General features: G+C 40.3%; 18 protein-coding genes. All 18 read left to right on the top strand.

The window, feature by feature from the left end; genetic code table 11:
- Positions 1–10: 10 nt before the first annotated feature.
- The 18 genes from QWZ01_RS14325 (at position 11) to QWZ01_RS14240 (ending at position 19,862) form a co-directional block, all read left to right on the top strand.
- Positions 11–778 carry a DUF2334 domain-containing protein gene (locus tag QWZ01_RS14325; protein WP_290324237.1) on the top strand — a complete coding sequence of 256 codons (768 nt, stop codon included), beginning with the start codon at positions 11–13 and terminating at the stop codon, positions 776–778.
- A 30-nt stretch (positions 779–808) separates the two neighbouring features.
- Positions 809–2,080, top strand: a complete 1,272-nt coding sequence (locus QWZ01_RS14320; protein ID WP_290324236.1) for a DegT/DnrJ/EryC1/StrS family aminotransferase — start codon at positions 809–811, stop codon at positions 2,078–2,080.
- A 9-nt stretch (positions 2,081–2,089) separates the two neighbouring features.
- Entirely contained in the window at positions 2,090–2,701 is a 612-nt protein-coding gene (locus tag QWZ01_RS14315; protein ID WP_290324234.1) for a sugar transferase, read from the top strand.
- A 3-nt stretch (positions 2,702–2,704) separates the two neighbouring features.
- A complete protein-coding gene (locus tag QWZ01_RS14310; protein WP_290324232.1) occupies positions 2,705–3,940 on the top strand; it encodes an O-antigen ligase family protein in 1,236 nt (411 codons plus the stop codon).
- Between the two features lie 22 nt (positions 3,941–3,962).
- On the top strand, positions 3,963–5,024 hold the full coding sequence (locus tag QWZ01_RS14305; protein WP_290324230.1) for a glycosyltransferase family 4 protein: 1,062 nt from the start codon (positions 3,963–3,965) through the stop codon (positions 5,022–5,024).
- Between the two features lie 21 nt (positions 5,025–5,045).
- A complete protein-coding gene (asnB, locus tag QWZ01_RS14300) occupies positions 5,046–6,887 on the top strand; it encodes an asparagine synthase (glutamine-hydrolyzing) (RefSeq protein ID WP_290324228.1) in 1,842 nt (613 codons plus the stop codon).
- Positions 6,888–6,909: 22 nt separating this feature from the next.
- On the top strand, positions 6,910–7,641 hold the full coding sequence (locus QWZ01_RS14295; protein ID WP_290324226.1) for a GNAT family N-acetyltransferase: 732 nt from the start codon (positions 6,910–6,912) through the stop codon (positions 7,639–7,641).
- Complete coding sequence (locus tag QWZ01_RS14290) at positions 7,638–8,552, top strand: glucosamine inositolphosphorylceramide transferase family protein (RefSeq protein WP_290324224.1); 915 nt, start codon at positions 7,638–7,640, stop codon at positions 8,550–8,552. The genes QWZ01_RS14295 and QWZ01_RS14290 overlap by 4 nt, the downstream gene beginning before the upstream one ends.
- Before the next feature lie 7 nt (positions 8,553–8,559).
- Positions 8,560–9,624 (top strand): glycosyltransferase, encoded by a 1,065-nt coding sequence (locus QWZ01_RS14285; RefSeq protein ID WP_290324222.1) that lies wholly within the window; start codon positions 8,560–8,562, stop codon positions 9,622–9,624.
- 49 nt (positions 9,625–9,673) lie between these two features.
- Positions 9,674–10,126 carry a hypothetical protein gene (locus tag QWZ01_RS14280; RefSeq protein ID WP_290324220.1) on the top strand — a complete coding sequence of 151 codons (453 nt, stop codon included), beginning with the start codon at positions 9,674–9,676 and terminating at the stop codon, positions 10,124–10,126.
- A 194-nt stretch (positions 10,127–10,320) separates the two neighbouring features.
- Positions 10,321–11,418, top strand: a complete 1,098-nt coding sequence (locus QWZ01_RS14275) for an NAD-dependent epimerase (RefSeq protein ID WP_290324217.1) — start codon at positions 10,321–10,323, stop codon at positions 11,416–11,418.
- A gap of 193 nt (positions 11,419–11,611) precedes the next feature.
- Positions 11,612–13,042: a pectate lyase family protein gene (locus QWZ01_RS14270; protein ID WP_290324215.1), complete on the top strand. Its 1,431-nt coding sequence runs from the start codon at positions 11,612–11,614 to the stop codon at positions 13,040–13,042.
- Positions 13,043–13,301: 259 nt separating this feature from the next.
- On the top strand, positions 13,302–14,444 hold the full coding sequence (locus QWZ01_RS14265; RefSeq protein ID WP_290324213.1) for a glycosyltransferase family 4 protein: 1,143 nt from the start codon (positions 13,302–13,304) through the stop codon (positions 14,442–14,444).
- A 51-nt stretch (positions 14,445–14,495) separates the two neighbouring features.
- Positions 14,496–15,299, top strand: coding sequence for a phytanoyl-CoA dioxygenase family protein (locus QWZ01_RS14260; protein ID WP_290324211.1), 804 nt, complete (start codon positions 14,496–14,498; stop codon positions 15,297–15,299).
- Positions 15,300–15,336: 37 nt separating this feature from the next.
- Entirely contained in the window at positions 15,337–16,308 is a 972-nt protein-coding gene (locus tag QWZ01_RS14255; protein WP_290324209.1) for a hypothetical protein, read from the top strand.
- Complete coding sequence (locus QWZ01_RS14250) at positions 16,305–16,811, top strand: GNAT family N-acetyltransferase (protein ID WP_290324206.1); 507 nt, start codon at positions 16,305–16,307, stop codon at positions 16,809–16,811. The genes QWZ01_RS14255 and QWZ01_RS14250 overlap by 4 nt, the downstream gene beginning before the upstream one ends.
- A gap of 25 nt (positions 16,812–16,836) precedes the next feature.
- Positions 16,837–17,865 carry a GNAT family N-acetyltransferase gene (locus QWZ01_RS14245; RefSeq protein ID WP_290324204.1) on the top strand — a complete coding sequence of 343 codons (1,029 nt, stop codon included), beginning with the start codon at positions 16,837–16,839 and terminating at the stop codon, positions 17,863–17,865.
- Positions 17,866–17,978: 113 nt separating this feature from the next.
- Positions 17,979–19,862, top strand: a complete 1,884-nt coding sequence (locus QWZ01_RS14240; RefSeq protein WP_290324203.1) for a polysaccharide biosynthesis protein — start codon at positions 17,979–17,981, stop codon at positions 19,860–19,862.
- Positions 19,863–20,052 lie beyond the last annotated feature (190 nt).

Raw genomic sequence — 20,052 nt, 5'->3', positions numbered from 1 at the left:
ATCAAAAATTATGGTGCAATACTTGATCCGTTTGGATGACCTGTGTCCGACCAATAATTTAAAAAAATGGGAACGGTTCTTTAACCTGTTTGATCTTTATGATATTAAACCCATTATAGCTGTTATTCCGGATAACCAGGATCCTAAACTAAACGCCTGCGGCGAATTTAACCCTAACTATTGGTCGCTGGTGCGGCACCTGCAAAAAAAGGATTATGTTATTGGGATGCACGGGTTTGAACACCGTTATCAAATTCAAAATTCGGGTTTGTTTAAAGCCAACAACCGCTCAGAATTTGCCGGTTTGCCCTTATACATTCAGGAGCAAAAGGTGAAGGCCGCGTCGGCCATATTTAAACGTGAAGGAGTTCGTACACCACTTTTTATAGCGCCGGCTCATACGTTTGACCGCAACACTCTTAAAGCACTTGATAAGCACTCTGATGTAATGATCATCAGCGATGGCTTATTAACATCACCATACGTAAGATTTGGTTTTGGATGGATTCCGGTACAACTTTCTGAAGTTGCCGCTAAATCAAAGGATACTTGGACATTTAATTACCATCCGGAAACCTGTACCGATGAGGCATTTGAAAAGCTTAAAAAATTCATAGCTGAAAACCATAAATGCTTTGTTTCGCTTTCGCAATTAACTTTTAAAGATTATACGCTGACAGATTATTTTAAAGAGTACTACAACATTTATAGCCGCCTGGCTATAAACTTTATAAAAGACCAGTTAGCAGGTTTCAGAAATTTTAAACCGGCCAGGTAAATCCCCTTTATCGGCATAATAACCTTTTTTATGATAAATATCCCGTTTTCTCCGCCATTTATTGACCAGACTGTAGTGGATGAGGTTTTACATACATTGCAATCAGGATGGATCACCACTGGTCCTAAAGTAGCTGCATTAGAGCAGGAAATTGTGAGGCTTACATCATCAAACGCCGCTGTTTGTGTTAATTCATGGACCTCGGGAACCATATTGATGCTCAAGTGGTTCGGGGTAAAAGCAGGCGACGAAGTAATTGTACCAGCATATACTTATTGTGCAACCGCGTTGAGCGTTTTGCATTGTGGTGCCGTACCTGTTATGGTTGATATTAATAGTGATTTCAGTATATCGCCGGAGGCAGTTCGTAAAGCTATAACTCCTAAAACAAAGGCCATCATTGCTGTTGATATTGCTGGCTGGCCCTGCGATTATGATCAGCTGAACGCGATCATTAACGAACCTGAGATAGCTGGGTTGTTCGTGGCTGAATCATTTAAACAAAGTTTGTTGAGCAGGATTTTACTGATTAGTGATGCGGCACATTCTTTAGGTGCGCGTATCAATGGTTTTGCTGCGGCAAAAAAGAGCGATATTACTATTTACTCTTTCCATGCGGTTAAAAACGTTACTACTGCAGAAGGAGGCTGCATTTGTTTGAATCTTCCAGAAAAATTTGATACCGCGGCCGAATACAAATACCTCCGGATGTATACCCTAAACGGACAAACTAAGGATGCTTTGTCTAAATCGCAGGGTGCAGGCTGGCGGTATGATATTTTGTTTCAGGGACTTAAAATTAACATGCCAGATATTTGCGCGTCAATAGGGTTGGCTCAACTTAAAAAGTATGAGTCTGATCTGCTGCCGATGCGTAAAAGTATCGCCCTAAAATATTGTGATGGCTTTAAGGATATGGATTGGTTTGTGCCGCCTCCTTTAATGGATGATAAACGCGAAACCAGTTATCATTTATTCCCTCTCCGCATTAAAAATATTACGGAAGATCAGCGCGATCTTATTATAGAGGATATAACCCATACCGGTGTTACAGTGAATGTGCATTTTATACCTATGCCTATGCTAACCTATTTTAAAAGCCTGGGCTATCACATTACCGATTATCCGGTTGCTTATGAACAGTATGCCTGCGAAATTTCGCTCCCGATATATCCTCAATTAACTGATGATAAGATCAGCTTTATTATAGCATCTGTTATCACAGCTGTTGAAAAACAAGTGGGTGTTCGCAAACTCAACAAAGTAAGCGGAAAATACGAGCCTGTTGGGGTGAGTTTTTAAACTGAAAGCATGTTTTTGAAGAGAGCTTTTGACATTTGTTTTGCATTGATTGCCATCATGTTCCTGCTACCGTTGTTTTTAATAATAACGCTGTTGGTATGCATGGGCTCTCGTGGCGGTGCCTTGTACGTTCAACGCAGGGTTGGTCGTGATGGTGTTGATTTTGACCTGTATAAGTTCAGAACTATGTATACTAATGCAGACCGGGGGGGCTTGTTAACCATTGGCTGCCATGATTATCGCATTACCCCGGCCGGATATTGGCTGCGCAAATATAAACTTGATGAATTGCCTCAGTTATTCAATATTCTTTTAGGCGATATGAGTTTTGTGGGTCCCAGGCCTGAAGTTCGCAAATATGTAGAACTGTACACCCTGCATCAGCAAAGGGTACTGAGTGTTAAACCCGGTATCACAGACCGTGCATCAATCAGATATTTTGATGAGAACGATATACTTGCAAAAGCCGACGACCCAGAAAAGCTTTACGTAAGCGAGATTATACCATCAAAAATTCAATACAATTTGGATTACATTGATAATCAAAGCCTGTGGCTTGATATCATCATTATATGGCAAACCATCAAACGGATTGTGAGTGATAAACCTGCTACCTTTTAGGTTATGTTAATTAAAAAAGTTGTTGTGTTTGGTTTAATGGCCGGATACCTGTATACACTTGCCTTTGGCATTTTTATGACAGATATTTTCAGGATACCTGCTCCTATGATATTTGGCCTGTTGCTTTTGCCTTTTATACAAAGGCCGTTGCCGCCATTTATTTACTATCGCGAGTGTTTTTTATTTACTCTTGCGCTGTTTCTATACCATATTGTGGGAATGAACGATTATACCGGGTTTTTCCTGAGTTTTGTTACCATTATAGCCGGTGCCCTTTACTTTAATTATTTTGTAGGGACAAACAAATCACGGTTCCATATTTCGGTGTTAATGTTGTTTGCCTGGCTGGCATTTTCCATGATAATTATGGTGCTTGACCACACCCATCCCGATATTATTGACGCGCTCAGGTCACGCATGCTTGACGAGCAGGTTAAACAAAGCCCGGCAGGTTTAGCCACCACACAATTTACTTTTGGCTACCAGATAGCAGCCTTCACCACTTTGGCATTTATAGCCACGTTTACATTCAGGCTTAATTCTTTGGCCAAGGTATTGGTATTTTGTGTGTGCATGTTGTTCTTGTACCTGGGTATGAACAGGTCGGCACTTATCAGTTTTGGCGGCGCGGTAATGGTGTTCTTGTTTATCCAGTATCGTTTTAAAGCTGTGATCTTAGTTGCATTGGTTGCCATCATTAGCCTGCTCATCTATAACTATGTACTCAAAGATAATTTCGATTCCAAGAATAATATCCTGGCTAAAAATGAGGCTAAAGAAGCCAATGATTTCAACAGGGCCAACATGGCCGCCGAAAACCTGAAGATATTTGCAGATTACCCTTTCGGGCTGATATTTTATGGAAAAGACTGGGACGAGGTAACCTATCGTAATTCATTATTCACTTTTGGCTTAAGCTCGCACAATGCCTATTTAATGTTTATAACCTACTTAGGCCCATTTTTAGGCATCGGTTTGCTGGGAGCCATTTATTACCGAATTATAAGATTATCGGGCGAGGTTATAAGGCATATAAAGCTTAAACAAAATGCCTTATTGGTGGCAATGGTTTTTGCTTTTATAGCCATATCACTAAACGCGCTATCGCACAATGGCTGGCTGATAGATGCCGACGGGCCTACCTTATTTTTGTACTTCGCTATTTTACACAGTGCCCGGCTCACATCACCCTCGCCGGTTGAGGAGCCCGCCGAAGAACTTAGTTTGGTTGACGCATAAACCCGGTTTATACCAATTTACCATGAAAAAAAAGATATTCCTGATTGTGGGCTCACTTGGCGCGGGCGGTTCTGAAAGGGTTTACTGGCTGCTTTCGCAATATTTTAACAAGGATGACTACGAAGTATCAGTTGTGTTTTTAAATGCAGGCGAGCAATGTTTCTCCACAAACATTGAGGGCATACAGTTTATAGATCTTAAAACAGTTAAGGCATCCAGATCATTTTTTAAACTATACAAGCTTTTAAAGGCGGCTAAACCGTTCGCGGTTTTTTCAACTACAGATCATATTAATATTTTAACCGCAATGGTGGCCTGCTTTTTAAAAGTGCCCCATCTTATAGCGCGGGCGTCAAATAACCCGCAGCAAATGAAGCAATTTTACGGGTATAAGGCCCGGTTTTATAACCTTTTTACCAGGTTCCTGGCTGTCAGGTTTAATTTTATTGTTTGCCAATCGGCCGAGATGCAGCAATCAATTTCAAGGTTATACGGCATCAGCTCACGTAAACTAAAGGTGATATCAAACCCGGTGTTGCATACCCCGGTTATCAAAAAACAATTGAATAATACTCAACTAAAAAAACTGATCGTAGTGGCACGGTTAAGTCCCGAAAAAGGATTGTTTCGCCTGATTGAAGTGATGCAGGGGTTACCTTCCAATTATATTTTAACCATGGTAGGGGGCGGGCCGCTAATGGCCGATCTGCAGGCAGAGGTGAGTTTGAAAGGCCTCCATAACAGGGTCACTTTTCTGGGAGAGATCAATGAAGTTTCCGCGCAGGTAGTACAGCATGATCTTTTGGTGTTGTGCTCATTTACAGAAGGTTTTCCGAACGTAGTTTTAGAGGCACTGGCACTGGGCGTTCCGGCTGTTACTTTTCGGGTGGGGGGAACCAATGAACTGATACAGGAAGGTTTTAATGGCTATGTGGCCGAGCAGGACAATATAGCCCAGTTAAGAAATCTGATTATCAGGGCATGTACGCAATCATGGCAGCATGAAGCCATTAAGGCCGATGCTTATAACCGCTTTTCGCTTGATAAAATAGGGCAAGCCTATGAAAGCCTGCTGCAGGACTGATCACTATAAATAATTATAAATATGTGTGGTATATACGGATCTACAGTTTATTATAATGATGATACTGTTCGGGCTAAGCTGGCGAGCGTAAATTTCCGTGGGCCGGATCATTCCGGCTTTGAACACGTTGGTTCTGTAATACTGGGGCACAACAGGCTGGCTATTGTTGATCTTGATCCGCGGTCAAACCAGCCATTTACCTATAAACACCTCAAAGTTGTTTTTAACGGGGAGATATATAATTACCAGCACCTTAAATGCAAGTTAAAAAAATCGGGATATGAATTTAATACCGATTCGGATACGGAAGTGCTTGCAGCCGCTTACCTGGAGTATGGAGCCCATTGCGTTGATTATTTTAATGGAATGTTTGCTTTTGTAATTTTTGATACGATGGAGCAAAATTTTTTCGGAGCCCGCGACCGCCTCGGGAAAAAACCATTTTATTACGCGCATAACGGGCTTGATTTTGAATTTGCCAGCCAAGCCATACAGATTACTATCGGGCAACAGACTAATATTGATCTACAGGCTATTCAGGAATATTTTATATGGGGATATGTACCTGAGCCGCGCTCTGCATGGCAGGAGATCAAGAAACTACAGGCTGGCCACACTTTCATGTTCAATTTAATCACGGGGCAATTCCAAACACAAAAGTACTGGGATATTGAACAGGAAAACACAAATATATACACCGGTAGCTACCAGGAAGCCAAAACAGAACTCAGGGAACTGTTAAAAGATGCCGTTGGCATCCGGATGCATGCCGATGTACCCCTCGGCGTTTTCCTTTCAGGTGGCATCGACTCCTCACTGGTTGCAGCGCTTGCCGCAGAAAATACTGAGCAGATCAAAACGTTTTGCATTAAATTTAAAGAGAAGGGTTTTGACGAGAGTGTTTTTGCAGGGAATATTGCCAGGCATCTGAAAACCGATCATCACGAAATTGTATGCTGCGAAGACGAAGGTATGGGCCTGATCGAGAGCTTCGGAAAATACTATGATGAGCCTTTTGCCGATTCAAGCGCCATCCCATCTTTATTGCTCAGCAAGTACACCAAAAAACACGTAACGGTTGCCCTTAGTGGCGATGGTGGAGATGAAAGTTTTATGGGTTACTCCAGGTACAAATGGTTAAATATGGCAAACCAGTTTTTTGATTGCCCTATGGCTCTGCGCAAAATAATGAGCGAGCTCATCAAATTATCACCTAATTATCGTCATAAATTAATAGCCATGGGCATCAGTACCGCCTCCATTGATGTGCTTTACGCGCTCATGTTGGGCGGTTTGGAATATTCCTGGCTTCAACAGCCACAATTGGGGTTGAGGGTTCCTTTTATGGATATTTTAAGTTCCGAATCGGGTAGCTTTTTGCAGAAAATGTCGGCCTTTGATATCAAGACATATTTGAACGGTGATATCAACACCAAAGTTGACCGCGCTTCAATGGCGTTTGCAGTCGAGGCCCGTGCTCCGCTGATGGATTACCGGATAGTGACGTTTGCCCAGCGGCTGCCCGATAATTACAAATTTGGTAACCGCGTGCAAAAAAGAATATTGAAGGATATTTTATATCAATACGTACCTGCCAATTTGTTTAACAGGCCAAAATCTGGTTTTACCATGCCCTTTAATCATTGGTTCAGGAACCAGCTTAAAAACTATGTTTATGATCAGCTATCGTTAAATGAGTTAAAAGATATTCCGGGCATTGATGCCGATAAGGCGTTTTGTATGATCAACGATCATATGGCCGGCAAATGGAACCGCTCGCCCCAGATATGGAAGCTCCTTGTGCTTAAACAGTGGTTGAAAAATCAAAAAGTAACTGCCCTGCCAAACTATCAATTGGCTTAAAGAAAACAAATACCTGCTATCTATGATCCAGATTAAAACCAAGGCATTCCGGCTGATGCCCGTTAACGTAATTTGGTTTGCCGATAAACCCCAGAAATGGCAATGCCTTTACAGTTATTACAAACAAAGCACGCATGTAACTCCTGTTGCCGGTTACCATCGTGAAGATTTTTTTACAAAAATTATTGATTTAACCACCCCGTTAGAGATTATTGAAACGGGGTTTGACCAAAAAACAGCATACGAAATCAGGAGGGCCATTAAGGATGGGGTTACAACCACCATCGAAACCGATTTAAAACATTTTGTAAACTTTTACAACCTATTTGCCCAAACCAAACAATTACCCCGTATTGGTGTCAATATCAATAAGTACAAATCGCGCTTGGTGGTAACCAAAGCTGTTTATGATGCGCAGGATATTGTGATGCATGCTTACTTAGTTGATAACAGCATGAAAAGGGTAAGGTTGTTGTATTCAGCATCGCTATTCAGAAATGAGCAGGATACACAGCTAAGGGCAATAGTAGGCAGGGCCAACAGGTTATTGCATTTTAAGGACATGTGTTTATTTAAACAGCAGGGATTTGATGTGTATGATTTAGGTGGGTATGCAGTAAACACAAATGATGAGGCACTTATCAGGATCAATTACTTCAAAGATAGTTTTGGAGGAACACTTGTACATGAGAGTGATTATTTGCCTTTCCCTGCCCTGGTTTTATCTTTTTTTAACAAAATGTTTAAATCATGACTGTAATAAGCCTGCTGCTCATATGCTTTAATAAGTTGTTTGTATCTGATAAATGGAATATCGGTTATTTACAACAAACACCTGAGGACCTCATTGCTACTAAAAAACTCAAAGGCGAAATCAATTGGCTCAAAGAAGGAGCCGACGATTACGCTGCTGATCCCTTTATTGTTAACATAAAAGGTCGCCTTCATATTTTTTACGAACAGTTAAACTTTTGGAAAGGCAAAGGCGAAATAATGTTTATTGACGAGTTGAGTCTGAAAAAGAAAAAACGGGTAAAAGGTATCATAAAGGGGTCTGTACATCTGTCATACCCATATCTGTTCAGGATAAACGAAAAATTATACTGTATACCCGAAACGTCAGAATCTAAACAGGTTGCACTGTATGAGGTAGATGAGGATAATCCCCGGAATTTTAAAAAGATAAAAACGCTTTTAAAAGGGAATAACTATGTAGATAGCTCCATCATATATTTTCAGGGTAAGTATTGGTTATTCACCAGCGTTTCAGGGAAGCATGGTGAGTTATACATCTATCATTCAGATGATCTTTTAAGTGATTTTAAAGCTCATGAACAAAACCCGATCAAGGTGGATAATCATGCCAGCAGATCGGCAGGCGAACTGTTTGTGGTTGATCAAAAGCTTTATATGCCAACACAAAACCCTGCAAAGCGTTATGGCGGCTCTATCATGATCAACGAGATCATGAAACTATCCGGAACTGAATTTGAATATCATACCGCGTTTGAGTTATTGCCGCAGGCACCTTATAATAAAGGCTTACATACCATAAGCTTTGCCGACGGTTTGCTTATTGTTGATGGGAAACGCAGCGCTTACAACACGCTGAATCCCGTAAAAAAAGTGGTCAGGAAAATCAGGAACAGCAATGTGTGGAGTTAAAAAAAACATGGTTTTTATTTCCATGTCTGATGAGGCAAACGGTGCCGAAAATGTACTGTTGATGGCTGCCACAGCTGCCAGGGCTCCTTTATTGTTTTTAAAAAAGGCAAAAACAGGGGGCTTGCATATCCCTGAAGGGCAGGTATCAGAATATGTTACGGATAAAAGCATGCTCAGGGGATTTTTTGGACTTCCCCGTTTGCTTAAACCCTATCGCAGAGGGTTTGTCATTATGAGCACCCATCCGTATTTAAATGCATGTATGGGTTTTTTAAAACGGATAGGATATTTGAGGTCAGAACTTATTGTACGCGAATGTACCTCTGTTTTCACCAGGTTCACCGGTTTAAAAAAATGGAGTTATAAATTGGCTTACCGCTTAGGTTACCCGGGTGTAAACCTTGTTGTATGCCAAACAGAACTGATGCGCAACCAATTTATGCAGCATGTAACTTTTGTGCCGGGGCAAAAAATAGTGGTACAAGCCAACCCTGTTGATTTAGAGCAGATTTTACTAAAGGCCGAATCTTCGCTTAAGGATGTTGATACCGATGCCGGTTTTATCTGTGCTGCCGGCAGGCTGATCCCTGAAAAAGGCTTCTCGCTGTTAATACATGCGTTTGAAGGAATCTACAGACAATATCCCGGACTTAAGCTGCTGATACTTGGTGAAGGACCGGAAAGAATGGCCCTAACCAACCTGATCAAAAGCCTTAATTTATCACAGCAGGTGATATTGAAAGGCCGTATAGATAACCCGATACCTTATTTTAAAAAGGCAAGATTATGCGTAGTGTCATCAATTAAAGAAGGCTTCCCCAATGTTTTGCTTGAAATGATGACCGCTAACCCAACAGTTATATCAACATTGTGCGCCGGAGGAATTGAGGACATACCAGGCATTTTGAAAATAGATACCAATAGTGTTAATGAACTTGAATTTGCCATAAAAAGGGCCTTGGATAACGGCTCTGTCAATAAAAGTGAAATAGTTCAGGAGTACCTGCATAACAGAACGCCTAAAGTATTTATAAGCTCGCTAATACAAAACTTTGAAAATATACCTATCTAATAAACAACCCTTAAGCCGGAGGTAATTATGAAACCTAAATTAAATTCAAATGAAAGGCAAATTAAAAATCTTTCAAAAAGTAGCACTATCCGGTTTTTTACTTACAGCACCATTCTTTTTTAACGGCTGCAAAAAAGAAGAAGCAACTAAAGTAACACCACCTACAGTTATTGCAACGGTAAAGGAAAAAAAGCCTGGCCTGTACATCATAAATTTTGATGGCTTAAGATTAGATGGCGGGTTTTCTTATAAAATTGGCTATGTAATTGAAGGTGGCGATTCAAATGACGAACCCGAGAAATCGGCTATGAGATTGTTTGAAAACGGCATTGAGTTACATGAGGCACACACTAACCACCAGGATATTCGCGATTTTGGTAAAGGCCGCTTCAGCCATTGGGGTACAACCCTTTATTTTTCTACCTCAGATAATACCGATCCGGTTGCAAACGGAAGGGAGTATACCTACACATTAAATGGTTCAGGATACCCTGCAAATTAATAAGGTATAAAGCAACATCAGCCGGATATGGCAACAACCTGTTTATTGGCGGGTTAAAGTCAACTCTCAGACTTTGCCCTCCAATATTTTCCTGGCCTGTTATCAGGCGTTCAAAAGCTTTTAATATTAAAAAACATACCTGTTTGCCTTGCTCGTAAGGCCCCCATTTTTTCATTTCTTAAACTGTAAATCTTATGAAAATTTTAATTACTGGTACAGCTGGTTTTATTGGCTATCATTTGGCAAAACGTTTGCTTGAAAGAGGTGACACCGTAGTTGGTATAGACAACATCAATGATTATTATGATGTTAAATTAAAGTATGCTCGGTTAACCCAAACCGGCATAACCGCGTCAAAAATTGAGTATGGCAAACCGGTACGCAGCAAATGTTATCCTAATTACACCTTTATCAAACTTGATCTGTTGGATAAAGACCAGTTGGAACAATGCTTTCAAACCTATCAGTTTGATGCGGTATGCAACCTTGCTGCACAGGCCGGTGTAAGATACAGTTTAACCAACCCGGAGGTTTATATAGATTCAAATATTAAAGGCTTTCTGAATATTTTGGAATGCTGCAGGCATTTTAAAATAAAACACCTGGCTTATGCCAGTTCGTCAAGTGTTTATGGGCTAAACAAAAAAATGCCCTTCAACGAGCATGACATCGCCGATCACCCGGTTTCTTTATATGCGGCATCGAAAAAGGCAAATGAAATGATGGCACATACCTACAGTCACTTATTTAATTTACGCACTACCGGTTTACGCTTTTTTACAGTTTATGGCCCATGGGGACGCCCGGATATGGCGCTCTTTATTTTTACAAAGGCCATGCTTGAAGGCAAACCTATCGAGGTATTTAATAGTGGTAACATGATGCGTGATTTTACCTACGTTGATGATATTGTTGATGGTATTACACATGTGATTGATAAACCTGCCGAACAAAATCTGAATTGGGATGCGCAAAATCCTGACCCGGCAACATCAAAGGCACCTTTCCGGATTTTCAACATAGGCAGGGGAGCTCCTGTTAATTTGCTCGATTTTGTTACCGAAATTGAAGCACAGATGCACATTACTGCTAAAAAGATATTCTTGCCGATGCAGGAAGGCGATGTGGCCGAAACCTGTGCCGATGTGTCAAACCTGGATACGGTGTTGAATTATAAGCCCCATACCTCGGTTCATGACGGTGTAGAGAAGTTTACCGCATGGTATAAATCGTTTTATAAGGTTGGTAAGAGGTATTTTGAGCCTGTTTCATCCGAAGTTGTAGTGGTTTAATGTCATATTAATGTCATGAAGTGTGTAACTTTATACAAGTGGTTTACAACTAAGTTTACACATTTTAAGAGTAAAAAGTTGTATAAACGCGGTTTTTGAACCTTTTTAACTTTAAGACTATTCTTTCCATGTAAGTTTTGCTGGCAATTTTTCAAACGGAGTGCCGTTTGATGGCCTTACTAAAAAAACATACATGGAAAGAAAAACAAAACCTTTTAGAAAAGTGGCTGCCGTCAGTATGATGTTAAGCGTAATTATCTTTTTTGGTAGTTGCACAAAAAATGGAGAAGCACCGTTACGCGCATCAGGCACCGACTCATTATCAACACAATTAGAAACTTCGGCAGCTACAGCCACTACCACTGCAGCAGCAACCACCTACACAGTAAATGTAAACAGTTTAAAATCAGATGATGGTTATGCCTACAAAATTACTTACGCTTTAAGTAAATCAGGCGATTCAAACGAACAGCCTAAAGCATCAACGTTAAGGCTTTTTGAAAATGGTGTTGAACTAAAACCGCCGCATTCTGTTCATCAGGATATCCGAAATTTGGGTAAAGGCCGGTTTAGCCATTGGGGTACAGGATTAGTTTTTTCAGCTTCTGATAATACCAATCCGGCAACCAACGGTCGCAAGTATACTTACACGCTTGATGGCTCTGCAAATTCAACAACTCCGGTAACGCCTCCGGCAACTACACCTTCTAATCCAACAACTACCGATGGCCTTATTGGTTACGCAATGGTTAGCGGAACAACTACCGGCGGTGCCGGCGGAACATCAGTTACCGTAACAACATTAGCTGCCTTAAAAACAGCCCTTGGCGATAACACAGCTAAGATAGTTTATGTTAGCGGTGCCATTAAAGGATCTGGTGATGATCCGGTATACGTAAAGTCAAACAAATCTATCATCGGTAAACCAGGTGCTTCTATTGAAGGTATATCGCTGTATATGTTTACTGTAAGCAACATCATTATACAGGATGTAAGATTCAAAAACTATGTAACCGATGCCGCGCTGATGATCAAATTTCAAACAAACCATGTGTGGGTTGATCATTGCGAGTTTTCTACAGACCGCACACATGGCTGGGAGTACTGGGGTAAAGACATCTCCATTACCCGTGGGTCTGATTTTATTACCGTTTCATGGAGCAAGTTCCACGATACCAACCTTTCTGTGCTGGTAAGCGGCGGAATAGATGCAAGTAATGCAACTGATGATAAAGGTCACCTGCATGTTACCATGCACCATAACTACTGGTATAACGTGAGTGAAAGAGAGCCTACCATGAACTATGGTAACATACACATGTTTAACAACTACCACTTAAATAACAGCAGCTATTCATTAGGTGCAAGGGCAGGTGGTACAGTACGTACTGATAATGAGTATTTTTCGGGCTGTCATAAACCAATCACTACTAATTTAGATGGTGATCCTCCGGGCTATTTCAGCGGTGTTAATACCAACATTTATTCAAATTGCGGTGCCAATGATATTACTACAGCAACTTCAACATGGGTACCTCCATATAGCTATGCTTCTGCATTAGATGCAGCTGCAAACGTGCCTGCTAAAGTTGTAGCTGGTACAGGCCCAAGAGCTATCCACTAATTTTCAGAATTAGTATAAAAATATAATTTAATACCCTCTCTGGCCGCTGAAGCGGTTGGGGGGTGTTATTAAATGGTTAATAACTAACCAACATACCTGTTATCTATCACTATTACGGTTCTTAAACCGTTGGCATCCAACGCCTGTGGAATGCATTTGTAACCAATAAACGCTTAATCTCATTTTGTTTTAAAAGTAATTATGCCTTGTGGCGGTATTTGCGCTATACGCAAGTAGCAGGTATTAATATTATACAGGTATGAACAGAGCAGGACAGAAAGTACTGATCGTTTGCGATTCGCCTAAATCGTTAATTGATTTCAGGGGTAAACTTATTGAGCAGTTGGTACAACACCACCAGGTGAGTGTGTTTACACCTCAAATAAATCATCAAAGTATACGCGAAAAGCTTAACCAGTTAAATGTTGATGTTTATGAAAATAAGCTCGACGGCAGCAATGTTTCCGTTTTTGCCGATTTAAAGTTTATTGGTCAGTTATATAAGCTCATTAAAAAAATCAGGCCCGACGTTTTTTTTCCGTACACCTTTAAGCCGGTTATATACGGAACGGTAATTGCCAAATTATTCAGGATAAAGAAAATAACCCCTATGCTTACAGGGCTGGGATATAATTTTACCTCAGAGGGCAAAACAGGCTTATTGAGCTACATAACCCGGGGGCTTTTAAAATTCAGTCTTGGGAAAAACAGACGGCTGAAGATCATTTTTCAGAACAGGGATGATTATCAAACCCTGCTTGACCATAAAATTTTAACCGATAAGCATAAAGTAGCTATAGTGAATGGCTCAGGTGTTGACCTTGAACATTATGAATACACCAGTCCCGATGCCAACAACATCAGCTTTTTGATGATAGCCCGTTTAATTAATGCCAAGGGAATTAATGAATATTATGAGGCTGCCAGTAATGTAAAACTACAATATCCGGATATACAATTTAAGCTCATAGGAGCTTACGGCCCCAATGTAGATACAATAAGTAATGACTTGTATAACAAGATCAAAGCGGGCCACACCATTACCTACCTGGGCGAAGTTAACGATGTAAGGTCTTATATAAATGAGTCGTCAGTTGTGGTATTGCCCTCTTATTACGGAGAGGGGGTGCCTCGCTGCCTTCTTGAAAGTATGGCCATGGGCAGGGCTATTATCACTTGCGATTCTGTAGGTTGCCGGGAAACCATCGAATCGGATATGGCCCCAAATGGGTTCCTGATCCCGGCAAAAAATGTTGACGAGCTTGTTTCCAAAATGAAATTTTATCTGCAAAACAAAGATGCTGTACATAGTTATGGTATTAATGGACTTGCCTTTGCCCGCAAAAAATTTGATGTAAACCTTGTTAACACCGAGATGCTGAAAATTATGCAGCTTAACTAAACGCTGCCCCTCAAAACAAACCTTATTTATTAACCGATAAAATTATATGCGATGGAAAATAGATTGATCTACGCTAACCGAACGTTGGGCGATTTTCAAAACATTATGGACGAATATGGCTGGATTGTGTATGAAGGCGCTTTGACTCCCGGTTTTATTGATGAAATAAACAGCGATTTGGCTAAGGCTAATATACTTAGACGAAGCATCCAGATCAAAAATGGTATTAGTGCCAATATGGATGGAACGCTGCACCATCTGCTTGAACGCGACAACTTTGCGCTCAGTTTTTTAGATAATATGTATTGCAATGAGGAGATAAGCTGGTTTTTAAATGGCAATTATATACTTAATGGCATTAATGCCGTTGTTCATGCAAGGCAGGAGCACCCTTACCTGAGTAATATGCACCGTGATGTACGCACCTTTATGAAAGAAACCAAGCTACTGATTCAGATGATTGTTACGCTGGATGATTTTACTGTGGATAATGGTGCAACCTACTTATTATCCGGCTCACATAAAGTTGACGTAAGGCCCGATGAAACTTATTTTTATGAACATGCAGATCGGGCCGTTGCACCAAAGGGAAGTATCATCATGTTTAACTCAAACCTTTGGCATGCAGCCGGCGAAAACAAAACCGATGGCTTAAGAAGGGCTTTAACCCTGGGCTTTACACGGCCGTTTTTTAAACAGCAAATGGATTACCCTCGCTTTTTAGGTTATGATTTTGGTGAAGGGCTTAGTCCGCAGCTGCGCCAGGTTATAGGTTATAATGCTCGCACGCCAGAAAGTTTAGAAGAATACTATCAGCCTCCGCATCTTAGAATGTATCAGCGCGATCAGGGTTGATGCGCTTTAGCAACACCATCCACTTTAATTTGTAGCAATGCCTAAAAGTAAAGCCACTCCAAGATCTATTGGGGGGTATTTTGAGTTGCAGCTCACTCCCGGTTCTGAGTATTACCCCAACCTTATAAAGTTAAATACGGGCCGTAATGCCTTAGAGTATATTTTGAAGCAAAAGGGATATACGAAAATTTATATACCCTATTTTACTTGCGATGTTATACTTGAACCCATTACCAGGCTAAACGTTGAGTATCAGTTTTATTCAATTAATGAGCAGCTTGAGCCTGTTATAGATTTTACCATTGAGCCTCACGCGTGCTTTTTATACACCGATTATTTTGGTGTTAAGCGTGAAGCCGTAAAGCGATTGAGTAAGCAGATCAAACATATTATTATTGATAATTCGCAAAGCTTTTTTTCAGAAGCCCTGCCTGGTATAGACACTTTTTATTCATGTCGAAAATTTTTTGGAGTGCCTGATGGAGCATATCTGCAGATCCGCAAAAAACTGAGCCGCAAGCTGCCTGTCGATTCATCGTTAAACCGCTTTTCTCATCTTATAAAAAGTATAGAACAGGGTACCGAAGCAGGTTATGCAGACTTTAAGGCAAATAATGAGGACCTGGAAAATAATGAGATCAAGAGCATGTCGCTTTTGACCCAAAAAATTCTGTCGGGTATTGATTATGCAGAATGTGCCAGGATACGAAAGCGCAACTTTGACTTTCTGCACAAACATTTAGAGGTCAGCAACCTGTTTAAGTTTGATATCGCCGATGATTGTGTACCAATGGTATATCCATTTTTACATAATGCCCATGATTTAAAGGTTCATTTGATACAGAAAAAAATATTTGTGGCCACCTATTGGCCAAACGTATTTAAATGGACAAGCAAAAAAATGTATGAGAACTACCTTGCCCGGTGTTTGGTGCCCTTGCCAATAGATCACCGGTACAATCTTCAGGACATGTTTTTTATGTTAACCATTTTACAGCAGTTTATATGACCTTTTCAGTATATATCCGCCCTTTGGCATTGGAAGATGCGCAAACCTCTTATTTATGGAGAAATGATCCGCAGGTATGGACTTTTACCAACTTTAAAGCCACTCAACGCATCACATCAAAAATGGAAACCGCCTGGCTGCAGGAAAACCTGAACAAGCCCGACCAAAGCCGCTTTGCCATTTGCCTGAAAGAGTTAGATACCTACGTAGGCAACATCCAACTGTTGGATATAAGGGATAAAACCGCGGAGCTGCACCTGTTTATCGGTAACAGGCTTTACTGGGGCAAAGGGATAGGCTACCAGGCCACCATGCTGATATTAAAATATGCCTTTTTTTACAAGGAACTGGAGAGCTTACACCTGAGGGTACATCCGGCAAATGTACCGGCATTATATATTTATGAAAAGGCCGGGTTTGAGATTACCGGTGAAGTAGATGGCCTTGTTAAAATGAAAATTCTCAAGAAAAATTTCATAAATCACGGACAACTCGTGAAGTGACAGACACCTAAAAAACAATATTCTTATGACTAAGTTACTTACCATTGATGATAAAATGGAGTGGGCTTCGTATGTACGCAAGGCCGCGGAATATGACTTTTATCATACCTGGCACTATCATGCATTAGAGACCAAAGTTGGTGCACCAATTTTGTTTGTTTATCAGGAGCATGGCGATTTTATAGCATTTCCATTACTCAAAAGGCCAATTCCCGAAACAGAACATTACGACCTGAGCAGTGTATATGGCTATTCGGGCCCTTTTTCAAACCGAAAAATGGAGGAACTGGACAACTCGCTACAAGAAAACTTTAAACATGCTTTTCTGAATTTCCTGTCAGACGAGAAATATGTTTCAGTATTCACCCGCATTCACCCTTTTTATAAACAGCAGTTATTGCTCGAGAAATTTGGAGGGGTACACCACAATGGATTAACGGTAGTGATTGATCTGTCGGAAGATATAGAACACCAACGTAAAAAATACAGGCAATCAACCATGGATGCCGTAAGGCACGCCTGGAAAAAGGGCTTTGTTGTTAAAGAGGAGAGCGGCCCTGAGGCTATTGCCACATTTGTAGATATCTATACCGAAAATATGCAGCGGGTAGGGGCCTCTGATTATTATTTGTTTAATGAAGAATACTTTTCGCGGGTTTTAAACACACAGGAATATGATGCAAGGCTAATAACCATGTATGATGGCGATACAGCAATTTGCAGTACCATAGTTATGCTGACCAATGGCATTATACAGGCTCATTTAATAGGTACACGCACGGCATATCTCCACCACAGTCCTTCAAAATTTATGGCCGATCAGATCTCAGTCTTAGGCCGAACGTTGGGGATGCACTATTACAACTTAGGAGGTGGACTTGGCTATAAGGAGGACGCGTTATTTAAATGGAAATTAGGCTTCACCGACCTTTGTTTTGACTTTAAAAGCTGGCGATATGTTGCCAACCCTTCCATGTATCAGGAATTACTGGAGAAAAAAGAAATAGATAAAGATGCCGATATCGATTTCTTTCCACTATACAGATACGCCTAAATCTAATAACCTACCTTTTAACTACATAAAACTTATTTGTCATGATATATATCAGAAATTTATTATTTCAAGAAAGATTTCATTCCAGGTGGTTGGTTCTTTTAATTGATCTGATGATCGTATTTATATCACTATGCCTTGCTATTTCTTTAAAAAATAAACTTGATTTAAAACAAGACAACATCTATTATTTGTTTTTTTATTGCAGCAGCGCCATCCTTACTTTTCTGGTAATGCGTATTCATACCCGTATTATCAGATACTCCAATACCAAAGATATGCTGCGCATTTTTATGGCAGTACTGGTAAGTAACGTTGCGTTTATGCTGCTTTGCAATATATTGTTTGCACCATATTTTCAATTTAATCTTATTGGCCTGGGTGATATATTATTGATCAATTTTTTCATCTCATCATCCCTGTTAATGGGCATACGCATTGTGATAAAGGACCTCTTTGTATATCTTGAAGAGCCTGCCCAAACCGCTAACCGGGAAAACGTGCTGATATTTGGCTCAGGCGCTTCATCTATTTTGATTAAAAAGGCCGTTGAATCGCAAAAGGGACTTATGTTACAGGTTCAGGGTTTTATAGATGTGGGTGCCGATAAAATTTATAAATGCATTGAACAAAAGCAAGTTTATCCGGTACGAGCTCTTGCAAATCTGAAACAAAAGCAGGCTATTAAAACCATGCTGATAACAGCCGAAGACCTGAATATGGCAGGCAAGCGGGCAGCTGTAGAAAGGTGTATTGAGCTTGGCATCAAAGTTATTACCGTTCCACCTTCTGATCAATGGCTTAACGGAACGCCGAGCCTCAACCAGTTTAAGGACCTGAAAATTGAAGATCTGCTTGAACGCGAACCCATTGAACTATGCAAGGATCATATTTTAAATGAATTTAACGGGAAACGGGTATTGGTTACGGGTGCAGCAGGCTCCATAGGATCAGAGATCGTTAGGCAGGTAATGGGTTATAATCCTGAATGTATCATATTATGTGACCAGGCCGAAACACCTTTACATGATATCCAGATGGAGATTGAGGACGGAAAAAACTCCTGTAAAACAAAAATGTTCATTGCCGACATTCAGAATACGGCACGTATAAGATGCCTGTTCAATTTATACAAGCCACAAATTGTTTTCCACGCAGCAGCATACAAGCATGTGCCCATGATGGAAAATAACCCGACAGAGGCTGTATTAACCAATGTATGGGGTACCAAAAATGTGGCCGATATTTCAAGGGAGTTTGGGGTAGAGAAATTCATCATGATATCAACAGATAAGGCGGTACGTCCTACAAATATCATGGGTGCATCTAAACGTATTGCTGAGATGTATATTCAATCATTAAATGAAAAAATTAATGATCAGCAACATTTATTACAGGATATTGACGGGGCGGCAATCAATAAAACCAAGTTTATTACCACCCGGTTTGGAAACGTGTTGGGATCGAATGGTTCAGTGATCCCAAGATTTAAAGCCCAGATTGAACGCGGCGGACCGGTAACGGTAACGCATCCGGATATTACACGTTATTTCATGACCATTCCCGAAGCGGTGCAATTGGTACTCGAAGCAGCTATAATGGGTAAAGGATCTGAGATATTTTTGTTTGATATGGGGAAACCGGTGAGGATAGCTGATCTTGCTGCCAATATGATCAAACTGGCAGGTTTTATTCCGGATAAAGACATCAAAATTGTTTATACCGGATTGCGGCCGGGCGAAAAACTTTACGAAGAATTGCTGAATATTGAGGAGCAAATTATCCCTACCTACAATAAAGATATTAAGATATCTAAAACAATACCTAACCGTTATAGTGAAGTTAATAATCTGATTAAAGAATTGTTGGAGCTGAGCAAATTAAACAACGAAGAATTGATGGTTGCCAAGATGAAAACCATTCTTCCTGATTACATCAGTAACAACTCACAATATGAAAAACTCGACCTTAAATTTGTTGATACAGAAATAGCTTAAATTGTAACAAATTTGTTATATTGTATTGAAATTCAGATATAAACCTGCATTTGACGAGAATCACTGTGAATAGTGATTTGCATCATTTTTAAGTGTTTTGTTTAACCTATTTTTATTGTAACAAAGCGCAACTTATGTAAACATATGTGTGCATTTGTAACAATAATTATAATAAATGTTTATTAGTAAA

Source organism: Mucilaginibacter aquaedulcis (genome assembly GCF_030409325.1).
GTDB classification, from domain to species: Bacteria; Bacteroidota; Bacteroidia; order Sphingobacteriales; family Sphingobacteriaceae; genus Mucilaginibacter; species Mucilaginibacter aquaedulcis.
Note: the sequence above shows the minus strand (reverse complement) of the source record. Positions and strands in the feature narration are given on the sequence as shown.